Annotated in this window: 15 protein-coding genes and 1 pseudogene; 10 read left to right on the top strand and 6 right to left on the bottom strand. The window is 44.3% G+C overall.

Going from position 1 to position 14,717, the window contains the following annotated elements; translation table 11 throughout:
- Positions 1–193 precede the first annotated feature (193 nt).
- The 4 genes from ACVBIU_RS19765 to ACVBIU_RS19750 all read left to right on the top strand — a co-directional run bounded on the left by ACVBIU_RS19765 (position 194) and on the right by ACVBIU_RS19750 (position 2,253).
- Complete coding sequence (locus ACVBIU_RS19765; RefSeq protein ID WP_447160322.1) at positions 194–703, top strand: DUF2878 domain-containing protein; 510 nt, start codon at positions 194–196, stop codon at positions 701–703.
- A gap of 58 nt (positions 704–761) precedes the next feature.
- Positions 762–1,361, top strand: a complete 600-nt coding sequence (locus ACVBIU_RS19760; RefSeq protein WP_447160323.1) for a chalcone isomerase family protein — start codon at positions 762–764, stop codon at positions 1,359–1,361.
- Complete coding sequence (locus ACVBIU_RS19755) at positions 1,349–1,924, top strand: DUF3833 domain-containing protein (RefSeq protein ID WP_447160324.1); 576 nt, start codon at positions 1,349–1,351, stop codon at positions 1,922–1,924. Before ACVBIU_RS19760 ends, ACVBIU_RS19755 begins: the two co-directional genes overlap by 13 nt.
- Before the next feature lie 125 nt (positions 1,925–2,049).
- Entirely contained in the window at positions 2,050–2,253 is a 204-nt protein-coding gene (locus ACVBIU_RS19750; RefSeq protein ID WP_447160325.1) for a hypothetical protein, read from the top strand.
- 251 nt (positions 2,254–2,504) lie between these two features.
- On the opposite strand, the gene ACVBIU_RS19745 is transcribed toward ACVBIU_RS19750, so the two are convergent.
- The 5 genes from ACVBIU_RS19745 to ACVBIU_RS19725 form a co-directional block, all read right to left on the bottom strand.
- Entirely contained in the window at positions 2,505–2,849 is a 345-nt protein-coding gene (locus ACVBIU_RS19745; RefSeq protein ID WP_447160326.1) for a DUF3634 family protein, read from the bottom strand.
- A gap of 384 nt (positions 2,850–3,233) precedes the next feature.
- Positions 3,234–3,968 carry a TorF family putative porin gene (locus tag ACVBIU_RS19740; protein WP_447160327.1) on the bottom strand — a complete coding sequence of 245 codons (735 nt, stop codon included), beginning with the start codon at positions 3,966–3,968 and terminating at the stop codon, positions 3,234–3,236.
- Positions 3,969–4,148: 180 nt separating this feature from the next.
- Positions 4,149–4,520 carry a cupin domain-containing protein gene (locus ACVBIU_RS19735; protein ID WP_447160328.1) on the bottom strand — a complete coding sequence of 124 codons (372 nt, stop codon included), beginning with the start codon at positions 4,518–4,520 and terminating at the stop codon, positions 4,149–4,151.
- Positions 4,521–4,599: 79 nt separating this feature from the next.
- On the bottom strand, positions 4,600–6,105 hold the full coding sequence (locus ACVBIU_RS19730; RefSeq protein ID WP_447164588.1) for a CoA-acylating methylmalonate-semialdehyde dehydrogenase: 1,506 nt from the start codon (positions 6,103–6,105) through the stop codon (positions 4,600–4,602).
- Between the two features lie 163 nt (positions 6,106–6,268).
- Positions 6,269–7,609, bottom strand: coding sequence for an aminotransferase class III-fold pyridoxal phosphate-dependent enzyme (locus tag ACVBIU_RS19725; protein WP_447164587.1), 1,341 nt, complete (start codon positions 7,607–7,609; stop codon positions 6,269–6,271).
- Positions 7,610–7,894: 285 nt separating this feature from the next.
- Between ACVBIU_RS19725 and ACVBIU_RS19720 the strand changes: the two genes are divergently transcribed.
- The 5 genes and pseudogenes from ACVBIU_RS19720 to ACVBIU_RS19700 form a co-directional block, all read left to right on the top strand.
- Entirely contained in the window at positions 7,895–9,394 is a 1,500-nt protein-coding gene (locus ACVBIU_RS19720; protein WP_447160331.1) for an aldehyde dehydrogenase, read from the top strand.
- A 160-nt stretch (positions 9,395–9,554) separates the two neighbouring features.
- Positions 9,555–10,721: a MerR family transcriptional regulator gene (locus ACVBIU_RS19715; protein ID WP_447164586.1), complete on the top strand. Its 1,167-nt coding sequence runs from the start codon at positions 9,555–9,557 to the stop codon at positions 10,719–10,721.
- A 35-nt stretch (positions 10,722–10,756) separates the two neighbouring features.
- Positions 10,757–11,293 (top strand): GNAT family N-acetyltransferase, encoded by a 537-nt coding sequence (locus ACVBIU_RS19710; protein WP_447160333.1) that lies wholly within the window; start codon positions 10,757–10,759, stop codon positions 11,291–11,293.
- A 151-nt stretch (positions 11,294–11,444) separates the two neighbouring features.
- The gene (gene cyaB / locus ACVBIU_RS19705; RefSeq protein WP_447164585.1) at positions 11,445–11,996 is read left to right on the top strand and encodes a class IV adenylate cyclase; all 552 of its coding nucleotides are present in this window, start codon (positions 11,445–11,447) and stop codon (positions 11,994–11,996) included.
- 9 nt (positions 11,997–12,005) lie between these two features.
- Positions 12,006–12,248 (top strand): annotated as a pseudogene (locus ACVBIU_RS19700) (aspartate/glutamate racemase family protein); the annotation flags it as partial.
- Positions 12,249–12,320: 72 nt separating this feature from the next.
- Here ACVBIU_RS19700 and ACVBIU_RS19695 read toward each other — a convergent pair.
- Positions 12,321–13,628 (bottom strand): NAD(P)/FAD-dependent oxidoreductase, encoded by a 1,308-nt coding sequence (locus tag ACVBIU_RS19695; RefSeq protein ID WP_447160335.1) that lies wholly within the window; start codon positions 13,626–13,628, stop codon positions 12,321–12,323.
- A gap of 242 nt (positions 13,629–13,870) precedes the next feature.
- Between ACVBIU_RS19695 and ACVBIU_RS19690 the strand changes: the two genes are divergently transcribed.
- The gene (locus ACVBIU_RS19690; protein WP_447160336.1) at positions 13,871–14,419 is read left to right on the top strand and encodes a cupin domain-containing protein; all 549 of its coding nucleotides are present in this window, start codon (positions 13,871–13,873) and stop codon (positions 14,417–14,419) included.
- Positions 14,420–14,717: the final 298 nt, after the last annotated feature.

The raw sequence follows: 14,717 nt of genomic DNA, 5'->3' as shown, positions 1-14,717 counted from the left end.
AGTGCTTAATACTGTTTACAGCGGTTGCACCTGTTACATTCGTTGCAGTGCTAGCCGCTAGCTGTTGAGGGTATTTGGTATGTTAATTAGTACAATCGATAAAGCGTGGCAGTGAGTGCTTAATACTGTTTACAGCGGTTGCACCTGTTACATTCGTTGCAGTGCTAGCCGCTAGCTGTTGAGGGTATTTGATATGTTAATTAGTACGATGGATAGACTGGCACAGCAACACTTGGTGATCATCAATTTATTGATGTTTCAAGCCGTCTGGTGGTTATCTATCCTATATCAAAACTCGGCTTTATGGTTAACCACAGGCCTGTTATTAGTCCACTTTGCTCTATCTCAAAGGGGACGCAAAGACTTAACCTTAATGATTAAAGTAGCATCATTGGGCTTTGCGATCGACTTAGGTTTGAAATGGGCTGGGGTGTTTCAATTTCAGCAGTTTCCTTTTTGGTTATTTGTTCTTTGGTGTCATTTTGCCCTATCACTTCGTTATAGCTTAGCCTTTACCCAAAAACTCGCCTGGTATGTTAATGCAATACTTGGTGGTGTGTTTGGTTGCTTAAGTTACTTAGCGGGAGAGCGCTTTGAAGCGGTCAACTTGCCACTGGAGTTATTCTCCAGCGCATTGATCCTATTTGCCATCTGGATCGTAATATTCCCTATGTTTGTTAACGTTACCAAAGCGCCGCAATAACTCTATTCAAGTCGTTTGGGGATAGGCTGCGCTATCGTAATTTAATAGGAATTGCGTCATGGCTATTGAAAAGTTATATCTCACACTCGCTTCGTCATTGCTTCTTGCTGCAGTCAGTTATGCTACTGAAGCTAAAACCCCGCAGTTGATTGCGTCAAATCATTCAGCGGCTAATGTTTCTTCTCAAGCGATTATCGCGCCAGTTACTGATAACCCATCATTTAAAGAGGTCGGCAGAGGCGAAATGGATTGGTGGTGGTTTTCACTTTATCGTGCCAAGTTACTCACCTTAGATGGCGATTACACTCAGGGCGAGTATCCGCTGATCCTCGATATCGAATATTACCAAGAGATCCCAAGTGCTCGCTTGGTAGAAGCAACTCAAGATCAGTGGCAGCATTTAGGGGTGGACCCACAGCGCCAGCAACAATGGCTATCTGCAATTGATGCCATATGGCCTGATGTGAATGAAGGTGACAGGCTAACCTTAAAAATACTCACACCTGAACATAGTCAGTTTTATTTTAATGGCAAACCTTTGGCTCAGCCTCTGCCAGTAGGTTTTAGTGAAGACTTTCTTGCTATTTGGTTGTCAGAGTCGACGAGTCGTCCAGAGTTGAGAAAGCAGTTACTTGGAGAGTTGGCATGCGATTGTTAAGCGGATTTATTAATAAGAGGGAAAGCGGCATTAGCCTGTTGCAAGCGCTGCTGTTGGTGACTTACTTCGCATTGCTTAGCGGCTGTTCAAGTAGTGACATTAATGATTACCAAGGCACTACACCTAGGCTTGATTTGAAGACGTTTTTTGATGGTGAGTTAGTTGCTCATGGCACGGTTCAAGACTTTAGCGGCAAAGTCACCCGACGCTTCAGTGTAAAAATGTTGGCGAGTTGGCAAGGCGATAAAGGGGAGATTAAAGAGTGGTTTATTTACGATGATGGAGAAAAACAGCTGCGAATTTGGAATATTACCGATTTAGGCGAGGGTAAATACACAGGTACGGCGAATGATATTTTAGGAGCGGCGCAAGGGCAAGCTGTGGGAATGGCGCTGCAGTGGCAATATGAAATGTTGCTGCCTGTTGATGGCAGTGAATATCAGGTGAGTTTCGACGATTGGATGTTTCTGATTGACGACAACACCATTATTAATCGCAGTGATATAAACAAGTTCGGAGTGACGGTGGCAGAGGTAACGCTAGTAATATCTAAACTTAATTGAATGATTTAATAATTGCAGCTTAGTTGCAGCTGTAGTACTCGTTCTAATTCTAGTACGGGATTGAATATAGCTTGAGTTTACTCTACTTTAGTTGAAAGGATTTTATGATTATAAAGTAGGGATAAATGATGAAAATGCTTCTTAGTGTGTGTCTGTTTGCGCTGTGTGGTTGTGGCTCAAATGCCAGTTATAGTGTATCAGCAAGCTCAAGTGATGATGTGATGTCAGCGAGACAAGCGCCAATCATGTCAGACAATACACCAATAATAAATGATGAATTAGTTAAAGAAACCGAGCAGAAAGAGAACAGCAAAAAACAAGATAAGTAGTACTGCCATCAAGTCTGAAAATATAGCTTGAGTGGGCTGAATTTGCAGGGGGCGCTCTACTGCAGATAAGCTAATTCATATTAGCGACTACAGTTAAGCTGTCACATTTAAGCCACTACAATTAAGCCACTACAATTAAGCGGCTATAACTAAGCGGCTATAACGAAGAGATATAGCTAAGTAATATGGCTAATCTATATAGTTAAGGCCTTCATTTTACAGTGTGAAGGCCAGCAGGTATAAATTTCGCTTTATGAGGTTTTACGGCTGTTATCGACCTGTTTCTTTTCGTAATACTCAAATGGAAATACATTTCTAATGCGCTGAGTAATCGCATCACTGACGTTAGCAGACACATGCAGGCGCACATCCCCAAGTTTTTCAGCTCTAACGGTACAAGTCAGTTTATTGGATTTTGCGATAGCACGGCACTCCTTGGCAAACTTGTCTGGGATTTTGCCTTTATGGGTCGTCATGCGGCCATCTTTAAAGTTTATTTCAAACAGGGTTAATCCTTTTTTACCACTGAAGATAAGCTTGTAGACAATGAAAATAGCGATAGCAATAAAAACAATTTTAAGTAAGGTTGGGGTCATGCGCTTTCCTTTTCAATAAATTACTTATAGCCCTAGAGTTAAGATACTCCTCCCAATAGCGATTTAAAAGCCAGTTAGCTCACGAGATTGGAATTTTCACTCGCAGCACACTATGTTGAATGACTTAGCTTTGATATGACCTAGCTTTATATGAAATAGGGTTATATGAAGTAGCTTTGAATTAGATAGCCAAATGGATGCTATCGGTTGTTAGTTATCTGACTGTCGTGGCCATGTTTTGTTAGTCATGTTCTGTTAGTTATGTATTGCGAGTTATCATCTGCAGTCATCTGATGTAAATGACTGAAGATGATAATAAAAAACCGCCTGATGGCGGTTTTTTGTTGGGAGGGAAACTGTCTAGGCTAGCGTTAACGGCATAGCTTAAAATGCATAGCTTACAGTAGCTAGCACTGTGCCGTCGTTTCTCCATGGCTCTTTCGAGTCGATGATATTATCTGAACTTAAGTTAGTATCTAACCAAGCTAGAGATAGGCCTACACCGCCAAGTTCAGTCGAGACACCGATAGAGTAGTCAACATAGTCCTCGCCCCAGTCACCCATTTCTTCATCATTCACACCTTCACCATAGCTATATCCCACATGGGCATCGATACTCCAATTCTCGAAGATCTCGTATGAATAGTTTAGCTCGGTGTAATTGAGTGAAAGATCGGCATTAGCGTAGTCATTGGTGTACCACTGGGCTAGGTGGAATCCCGCATAGTACAGACCCGCATTCGCTTCTAAATAACCGGTATTCTCATCTTGGCCTGGATAAGTGTAGTAAGTCAGTGTAACGTCGTACTCCCACTCTTCATCGGCTCCGAAAGCGCCCCAATATCCTGCATAGAGATCAATTTCCACATCGGCATCGTAGCTATCTTTATCAACATTACTCGCCCAAGCACCAAAGAACAGGCCATTTTCCATGCTGTAATCTAAGCTGCCTTGAATCGCAAAATCGCCTGCCGTTTGTGATACACCGCGGAAGCGGTAATCGTTGGTGACATCAATCTCGCCAGAAAACTCAGCTTGAGCAAGAGGGGCCATTAGCGCAGTTGATAATGTTAGACCGACAACTTGGGCAATCCGTTTATTATTTAATTTTTTATACACGGTAGTTTCTCCATTTAACTATGTTGACTTTGATGCTGGTTTTTATCGTTAATATCTTGGCCTGTAGACCACTGATATAAACCATTGATATCGAGCATCATTATATTTTGCCAAACAGCAGCATATTGCTACGACCTCATGGCGAATAAGCGATTTTCTAATACCAGATAGCTATAGGGATTACAGCGTATTTGGCTCGAAAATCACGTATACCTTACGGCAGTTATCTAGCACCTCCCAGGTGCCTTCAAACCCTGCTGGAATGACAAACCTGTCACCCGTTTTCACCGTTATGCAGTGACCATTTTTGTCGGTAACCTTGCTGGAACCAGACAAAATCTCACAATATTCATGTTCGCTATAGGCGACATTCCAAGTGCCGATATCGCCTTGCCATACTCCGGCATGAAACTGGTCACAGTCACTAGAGTAGTGGTTTTGTAGTGCTTGCTCAGGCTCGCCAGCTATGACCTTTTCAGCATCGAGCTTATAGCGCTCGATTGCAGTATTGAGCGTTGAAAAGTTTAAAATTGAATCTATGTTTTGAATCATTAGTGCTTCCATGTCAGCGATAAGTTAGCGCGTGTAAAGCTAAACGAAAAAAGCGCGGCCTAAGCCGCGCCTTTTTGTATTACTTCATCGTCGGCATAACAAACTCAGCCTTTGTACCTTGCGAGGCGTTTTGAGACGATTGCGGCCAACGTGCAGTTATGGCTTTGCGCTTAGTATAAAAACGGACTCCATCTGGGCCATGCATATGCAGTGGGCCAAAGAGAGAGCGTTTCCAACCACCAAAGCTATGGAACGCCATTGGTACAGGGATCGGTACATTGACCCCTACCATGCCGACCTGGACGTTATGGCAGAAGTGACGTGCAGCTTCTCCACTTTGAGTAAAGATAGCGGTGCCGTTACCAAATTCATGATCATTTATCAGTTGCAATGCGTCGGCATAATCTTTTACTCGAACGATGGCGAGCACAGGGCCAAAGATCTCTTCTTTGTAGATAGTCATCTCTGGGGTGACGTGATCAAATAAGCAGCCACCTAAGAAGTAACCTTGCTGGTGGTCGGCAACCGAGAGCTGTCGGCCATCGGCAAGCAGCTTTGCTCCCTCGGCAACGCCTGTCTCAACATAGTTGCTAACCTTTTCTAGATGCTGGGCAGAGATAAGCGGGCCCATATCCATCTCTGGCGTGACACCATTTCCGACCTTTAGCGCCTTGATTTGTGGCAGTAACTTTTCAACTAACGCGTCTCCAGAGTCGCCTACGGCCAACACTACAGATATTGCCATGCAGCGTTCGCCAGCACTACCGTATGCTGCGCCCATCAGTGCGCCAACGGCTTGGTCAAGATCGGCATCTGGCATCAATAACATATGATTTTTTGCGCCGCCGAGCGCTTGAACGCGCTTGCCGTGGGCTGATGCGGTTGAATAGATATATTCTGCGATTGGCGTAGAGCCTACAAAACTTACCGCTTGCACATCTTTGTGAGTGAGTAGGGTGTCAACGGCTTCTTTGTCACCGTTAACGACGTTAAATACGCCTTTAGGTAGGCCTGCTTCGGTGAGTAGCTCAGCCATACGCATAACTGAGCTTGGATCTTTTTCTGATGGCTTCATGATAAAGCTGTTGCCACACGCTATGGCAATTGGGAACATCCACATAGGTACCATTACTGGGAAGTTAAATGGGGCTATCCCCGCAACGACGCCAAGTGATTGGTTCAGGGTCCAAGCATCAACGCCGCCACCAACCTGTTCGGTATGCTCGCCTTTCAATAGGTGCGGAATGCCACAGGCAAACTCTACGACTTCAAGGCCACGAATGATTTCACCCTTGGCATCGTCGAGTACTTTGCCGTGCTCACGGGTGATAAGCTCTGCAAGCTCATCAATATTGGCTTCAACCAAAGCTTTAAACTTAAACAGTACACGAGAGCGGTTAAGTGGGGTGACTTTAGACCATGACTCATGTGCTTTTTTAGCCAATTCAATCACGCCAGCCACCTCGGCTGCACTGGCAAGGGAGACTGTGCCACGTTGCTCACCTGTCGCAGGCTCGAAAAACGCTTGAGTACGCTGACTTGGCGCAGAGTGGCCGCCGTTAATGTAATGGTTAATCGTGTGCATAACGCAAAATCCTAATTCTTATTTCCCAGTTGGGAGCCAATAGTGTTTATGGGGGTTAATGGTTTTACCTATTACATCAGCGCTGCTGATTTTCGAGCTCATGTAGCAGTGCAAAGCCATGCTATTAACGCAAGCGTGCAAAGCGATGTAATAGGTGCTGGGATTAACCGACAGCTTTAATCGCATCGCTAAGAGTATTAACAATCTGATCTATCTGCTGTTTGTCGATAATTAACGGTGGGGATATTGCAATAATATCGCCAGTGGCACGCACTAAGGTGCCCGCTTCGAAGCAGTGCTCAAAGATCCCAAAACCACGTTTGCCCGCGCCTTTATCGCTCGGGGCGAATTGAATGCCGCCGACTAAGCCTGTGTTGCGAATATCAATCACATTGTGGAGGCCTTTTAAGCTATGCACGGCATCTTCAAAATAGCCTTCGAGCTCCTTGGTTCGCTCAAACAGCTTTTCATTTTCATAGATGTTTAGGGTGGCAATGGCAGCCGCTGCGGCAACCGGATGACCGGAATAGGTATAGCCGTGAAAGAGCTCAATAGCATTTTCAGGACCTTGCATACAGGTATCGTAAATATTGTCATCAACCAAAACCGCGCCCATTGGAATTGCGCCGTTATTTAAGGCTTTTGCAGTGGTGATCATGTCTGGTATCACCCCCCAACGCTGACTGGCGAAGGCGTCGCCTACACGGCCAAAGGCTGTAATGACTTCATCAAAAATAAGTAAAATACCGTACTTGTTGGTGATTTCGCGAAGCTTTTGTAGGTATCCCTCTGGTGGCAAAATAACCCCAGCAGAACCAGACATTGGCTCAACAATCACTGCGGCGATGTTTTCAGCACCGTGCAGGGCAACGAGTTGCTCTAGTACTTCTGCTTTTTCTGCACCGGTCTTAGGCATACCACGGCAAAATGCATTGCCGTTAATATCTAAGGTATGCGGTAGGTGATCGACACCTTGCAGTAACTGTTGATTAAAGGTCTTACGGTTATTACCAATACCGCCAACCGAAATACCGCCAAAGCCAACACCATGGTAACCGAGCTCACGACCAATAAAGCGGGTGCGTGTGGCTTCACCGTTGGCACGGTGGTAGGTGAGTGCAATTTTCAAAGCACTGTCGACAGACTCAGAACCTGAGTTGGTAAAGAAGGCTTTGTTTAATCCCTTTGGGCTTATTTGAGCTAAGCGCTCAGCCAGCTCAAAGGCAAGAGGGTGGCCCATCTGAAATGATGGCGCATAATCCATCTCATGAATTTGTTTACTGACCGCTTCAGAGATCTCTTTACGGCCGTGTCCGGCATTACAGCACCACAAACCTGCTGTACCGTCTAATATGGGGCGACCTGCAACGTCTTTATAATACATACCTTCGGCATGGGCGAGCATTCTAGGGCTCGACTTAAACTGCCTATTTGCCGTAAACGGCATCCAGTAATGTTCTAATGACTGCGTATCGCGTTGATTGTGCATCTGTGGATCTGCCATATCATCTACCTTGATTCAGTTTCATTATTTTAATTATTGTTTTGTTATCTGTTGCTTTTTTGGGCAAGCGGTCGATATTTGCTATGCTATGTCAGAAATAATGAACATGAAAGCTTTTTGTGCATTTATTTGTAGCAAAAATGAAGTTTTTGTAAAATATATTGAAATTATGATGCTAATAAGCGTAATCTTTAACACACCTTTTTGTGGTAATTCGCCTGTAGATGGCGCGTTAACCGCATTAACCCTCATTCTAATTATTATATTCAGTGTTAAGAGGTCATCATGAGCACACCAGAAAGTCGTAGTCAGTGGCAAGCGTTAGCGGATTCTTTGTCAATAAACGGTTCAGCTTTTATTGCAGGCGAATACCTTGACGCACAGTCTAAGCAAACCTTTGACTGTATCAGCCCGATCGATGGCAGAGTCTTAGTTAAGGTGGCAAGTTGCGATGAGGCTGATGCCAATATTGCCGTTAACAATGCCAGAGAAACTTTTGAAACGGGTGTTTGGGCAAACCTAGCACCTGTTAAGCGTAAGCAAGTGATGATTCGTTTTGCCGAACTGCTGGAGCAAAATGCCGATGAATTAGCCTTACTTGAAACCTTAGATATGGGTAAGCCTATTCAATACGCTAAGACAGTAGATGTGGCAGGCGCTGCGCGGGCTATTCGCTGGTCTGGTGAGGCCATTGATAAAATTTACGATGAGATAGCCCCAACGGCGCACAATGAAATAGGCATGATCACTCGTGAAGCTGTAGGGGTCGTCGCAGCGATTGTGCCGTGGAACTTTCCGATGTTGATGGCTTGTTGGAAGCTTGGTCCAGCTTTAGCCACTGGTAACAGTGTGGTACTTAAACCGTCTGAGAAATCTCCGTTAACAGCGATTCGTATGGCGCAAATAGCCGTTGAAGCAGGCTTGCCAAAAGGTGTGTTAAACGTACTGCCTGGCTTTGGCCATACAGTGGGAAAAGCGCTAGCGCTACATATGGATGTTGATACCTTAGTATTTACCGGCTCGACTAAGATTGCTAAGCAGTTGATGATCTACGCGGGTGAGTCAAACATGAAGCGGGTCTGGCTAGAAGCTGGGGGTAAGAGCCCGAATATTATCTTCAATGATGCGCCGGATCTTAAAAAGGCGGCAGAGGCAGCAGCTTGTGCCATCGCCTTTAACCAAGGTGAAGTCTGCACCGCTGGTTCGCGCTTGTTGGTGGAGTCTGGGGTAAAAGATGAGCTTATTGGCTTAATAGCCGAAGAGCTTAAGGGCTGGACACCTGGGCACCCCTTAGATCCCGCGACCACTTCTGGCGCAGTTGTCGATAAACAGCAGTTAGATAATGTGCTTGGCTATATTCAAGCGGGAATCGATGAAGGTGCAACCTTAAATCATGGTGGCTCTCAGGTGATGCAAGAGTCGGGTGGCGTTTATATTGAGCCGACTATTTTCTCAAATGTTGATAACAAGATGACCATCGCTAAAGAGGAGATCTTTGGCCCAGTATTATCGGTAATCACTTTTGATGGCATGCAGCAGGCGATTGAGATTGCCAATGACACCATCTATGGCCTCGCAGCGGGGGTGTGGACATCGGATATCAATAAAGCGCACAAGACGGCTAAGGCCCTTCGAAGCGGCATGGTGTGGATCAATCACTATGATGGCGGCGATATGACCGCGCCATTTGGTGGCTATAAACAGTCGGGTAATGGTCGCGACAAGTCGCTACATGCCTTTGATAAATACACCGAAATTAAGGCAACTTGGTTAGTGCTGGATTAATTTCTGAGTCAATCAATGTTGTTATGCCTGTTGAAGTAACCAAAGCCCTTAAGTGTAAACTTAGGGGCTTTTTGGTGTTTGTGTAATTGTAAAATAAAATTTTTATTGACCTGTCTAATGCTTCATAGTTTATGGTAGCCATAAATATTGAGGGCAGCCTATGTATCGCATTTCTGAGCTAGCACTAAAAATCGGATTAAGTCGCTCGACTCTGCTCTATTATGAAAAGCTGGGGTTAATTTCGGCTACGCGACAAGCAAATGGATATAGGCGTTACTCTGAACAGGATGTGCAACGTTTAAAGCTACTGCAACAATTACAGGCAGGGGGATTAAGCCTAAAAGAGTGTCAGGCTTGCCTAGAAAGTCGCATCGACAGGCAGTTGCTACTGCAACGACTCAAGGTTTTAGATGATGAGATAGCCCAGAAACAGCAAGCGAAAGAACTGCTCAGTGCAATGCTTGGCATGGGGTCGATGAGAGAGTGGCATCAAGCGACAGAAATGCAGGCTCCTGATGCACATCTAGAGTGGTTGATGAAGCAGGGCTTCGATGAAAAACAGGCTTTGAGATTGAAATGGTTATCTAAAGATATGAATGAACATGAGCAGTATATGGCTGATTTTGAGTTGATCTTTGATGGGTTAACAAGATTCGGCCCAGGTGCAGAAACTGACTCATTAACAGCACTAAAGGCTGTTTCGCTTAACTCGGGGGAGCTGTTAGAGGTTGGCTGTGGCAAAGGTGTGGCTACTCGGGTGTTGGCTCAGCATTCTGAATTTGTCATCACTGCGCTAGATAATGATGAGTCTAGCCTGAGCAGTTTAAAGCAGAGCTTGAGTCAAGGGCTCGCTCAACGTGTGAAAACCGTGTGTACAAGCATGACTGAAATGCCTTTTTCAAAAGCCGAGTTTAACGTTATCTGGAGCGAAGGTAGTGCTTATATCATGGGGGTAGAGCAAGCTTTTAAAAATTGGAAACCATTGCTCAAGCCCCAGGGGTATTTAGTCATCAGCGATCTAGTTTGGAGTACAGATACTCCCAGCGATGAATTGAGAGAATTTTGGCAACAAGAATACCCAGATATGGTCACTGCAAACCAGCGTATTGAGCAGGCTAAACAGGCTGGCTATGAGTTGATTGATAGCTTTGCACTCAGTGAGCAAGCTTGGAGTGAATATTATCAGCCGCTTCAGACCCGTATTGATGAGTTAGCGCCTTTAATGCCGAACTCAAAGGCGCTGCTAGACATTAACAAAGAGATCGAAATAGCGGCTAAGCGGCAGGATGAGTTTGACTATCAAATGTTGATTTTACAGAAGATTTAATAACTCCAGATTATAAGATTATTAGGAAAATAGAGATGAAGTTTTTACAGTGCAACACAGATAACGCCAAAGAGATCTCGCATCTTTTCAATGAAACCTTTAGCGCCTCCGAAGGCGCTGATGAAGGTAAAGTGATTGGCGAGTTAACGACGGCTCTTATGAATACAACAGGCAGTGATGATCTGTTTATCTTTGTTGCGACAGAAGGCGGTAAGCTAGCGGGGAGCATCATGTTTTCAAGGTTAACCTTTGAAACTGACATCAATGGTTTTATCTTGTCGCCCGTCGCTGTTCATCCCGATTTTCAGCGCCAGGGAGTGGGTCAGGCATTGATTAAGTTTGGTCTAGAAACGTTAACTGAAAAAGGGGTTGAGCTTGTGTTTACCTACGGCGACCCTAACTACTACTCAAAAGTTGGGTTTAAACAGCTTAGCGAAGATATTGTTAAGGCTCCGCATACGTTGACTTACCCTGAAGGCTGGCTTGGTCAATCTCTCGCTGCAAAGACGCTGCAGCCATTAAGTGGTCAGTGCCGCTGTGTCGACGCCTTAAATAAAGCAGAGTACTGGTGATAACTCTGACAACACCGGAGCCAGAGCGATTGTTGATTTATAAGTTGTGATAAAGCTGGAAACGTTATCGGTATCGCTAACTTGCTAATATAAAACAGATATTATGGCTGCTAAGTGAAAGGCAAATAAAGCTAAGCGAGAGCGATAATATATGAATGACGAGCATTTTAAAGGTCAGTTTGAAGTCGAGTTAAAGTACCGCTTGGGTTGTAAGTCCGCGTTCTTAGACATATTGAGTTCAATAGAGCACGAAGTCATGTTTGAAGATAATATCGAATCAGATTGTTACTTTGATACCAATGACCAGCAGCTGCTGTCTGAGAAAAAAAGTGTCTGCATACGCGAGTGCGAGCCATCGGGTATCAAGCTCTGGATAGTAAAGGGTCCGGAAGCCGAACGCTGTGAAGCGACCAATATCACCGATACTAATAGCGCTAAAAGCATGCTCAAAACCATGGGTTATGAGGTGTGTTTAGAGATGCAGAAACAGCGCAGTATCTATTTTATTGATAAGTTCCATATCACTGTCGATCATTTAGCTGGGATTGGTGACTTTGCCGAGTTTGCCATTATGACCGATGATGAAGCGATGTTAGACGTCTATCGAGCCGAACTGGTGAGCTTAGCCGCTCAATTTGGACTGACAGAAAAGCAGCTTGAACATAGATCCTATCGTAATCTTCAGACCGCCCAAATTAAATAACATGCCGTTGAAGCTGAGTGCAATCTTGTGCACCATGTTATTTATGAGGAATTATGCCAAGGCGTGATTAACGACGCTTCAAAGCAGCAATGTTTAGATATTGTTAATGCCTTACATTTACAAGGGGCCCAAGCGGTTATTCTGGGTTGTACAGAGATTGCATTATTGATTGGGCAACAAGATACCCAAGTGCCTCTCTATGATACGACAGCGATCCACTGTGAATATGCGGTCGATATGGCATTAAGTTAAGCCTTGATTGTTGAGCAATAATAAACGGACGATAAAGTCCGTTTATTATTTAGGCTGGTCTAAAAGTCGACGTTAAAAAATATCCTTAAATCTATGATAAAGCATGCCCATTGCTAACATCGGTGACCGTAGGTGTGGTCCGCCAGGAAAAGTCATATGCGGGATTTTGGCGAAGATATCGAAGCGTTCTGCTTGGGTGGTTATCGCCTCGGCAATCAACTTTGCCGCCATATGGGTGGCGTTAACACCATGACCTGCATAAGCCTGAGCATAGAAGATATTTTTGGCATCAGGCAAACGACCAATTTGTGGTAAACGGTTGGCGCCTATACCCATCATGCCTCCCCATTCATAGTCGATTTTAATGCCTTTTAGCTGTGGAAATACTTTTTCAAGATTGGGTCTAAGTGCGGCTTCAATATCTTTTGGATCTTTCCCTGAGTAGGTACACAGACCGCCGAATAGCAGGCGGTTATCTTCAGATAGATGATAGTAATCAAGATCGACTCTTAAGTCGGCAAACGCCATATTCTGCGGGATAATAGCATCGCATTGCTCCTGAGTTAGCGGCTCGGTAGCTAAAATATAGGTGCCAGCGGGAAGGACCTTACTGCCAATATTCTCTTCTAAATCTAAGCCTAAGTAGGCGTTGCCAGCTAATACAAGGTATTGACAATTAACCTCACCCTGCTCGGTGATAACTTTTGGCTTATCGCCCTTAATGATTTTTTTCGCAGCGCTATATTCATACATCTTAACACCTAAACTACGAGCAACTTTGGCTTCGCCTAGGGCTAGGTTAAGAGGGTGTAAGTGGCCACTGGCCATATCAACTAATGCGCCTTGGTAAAAGTCAGAGCCTATCACTTCCCCAATGCGAGATTTATCGAGTAAGGTCATATTGTGGCCGTAGCCGATATTATTTAGATGTTCAAAATCTTCTTCAAGCTCCCTCATATGGCGAGGACGAATGGCTAAGTCGCAGTAGCCCATCTGTAAGTTACAATCAATATTGTGCTCAGCTACACGTTGCCTAACGATATCTACCGCTTCAAAGCCCATCTGTTCGATAGCTTTTACACCTTCGTTACCTATGATGTTTTTAAATTGACTAAGGTCATGTCCAATGCCGCGGATAAGCTCGCCGCCATTACGGCCCGATGCTCCCCAGCCAATGCGTTTTGCTTCAAGTAGGGCTACGCTAAAGCCTTTTTGAGCCAGTTCAATTGCCGTGTTAATGCCACTAAATCCGCCGCCGACCACACACACATCTACATCTAACACTTCTTCTAATCGTGGTGATTGATGCAGTTCTTTAGCGGTTGCGAAGTAATAGGATGCGGGGTATTGGTCGCTATGAACCGGGTTTTTAGTTGACATCTTTTCTCCAAATATATGTTTTTATTGTAAATTGGAATTGTGACGGTATATTCTAAGTTATATTAATAAATTATTTACAGATGTTCGTTATTTTTAACATGCTTTCCTGTAGAATACAAACACACTCGGTGCTATTCACTCCGCAGGTGATTAAAAGCGGGCTCTAGTTGTACCGAGAATGCGTAGTATTGCTCTACACGTTGTTGAAGACAAAAACGATTACTTCAATTAGGGGAAAGATTTTGGATATTGGAGAAAACCTTAAACGGGTTAGAAAAGAGAAGGGCTTGTCTCAACGAGAGCTTGCTAAGCGCGCTGGTGTGACTAACAGCACCATCTCCATGATTGAAAAAAATAGCGTTAGCCCTTCGGTTAGTTCGTTGAAAAAGGTGCTTTCTGGCTTACCTATGTCTTTAGTAGAGTTTTTTTCTATTGAAGATACTTCGGCTGCTGAGCAAAAAGTGGTGTACCGCAGTGATGAGCTGTTAGATATCGGCGACGGTATGTTGGACTTTAAGTTAATCGGTCGAGACTTTCCAAATCGGGCCATGTCTGTCATGAGTGAAACCTACCCGCCGGGCTCTGATACGGGGATTGAAATGCTTAAGCATGAAGGTCAAGAGGCGGCAATGGTGATCGAAGGGCGTTTAGAGCTGACCGTGGGTGATGAAGTCTTTGAGTTAAAAGAAGGGGATAGCTATTACTTTAATAGCGAGTTGCCACATCGTTTTCGTAATCCGTACGAACAATCGTGCCGAATTATCAGTGCGACGACACCTGCTAATTTCTAGATAATCTCTCCAGCCTTATCTCTTCCCTACCTTCGCGAGTGTGACTCTCAAAGGTAGGGTTATCAATATCAATATCCTGTCATCTCCACCTTCTATGACATTAGTTACTAGCTCGATGAGCTAATACTATTTTTTATGCTCCCATGTAAATAATATAAAGCATTCACTCAAGGTGAACGTTAATTTTATCAAACTGATTGGTTATGCTAATTACGCATAAAAACTTTATCTTTATGCATTTGGAAACAAATGAAAATAAAATTAGACTTATTTATCTTACTGATAATTAAAGGGATGT

It is taken from the genome of Shewanella sp. 30m-14, from assembly GCF_052977125.1.
This window is presented reverse-complemented; position numbering and strand designations above follow the sequence as displayed.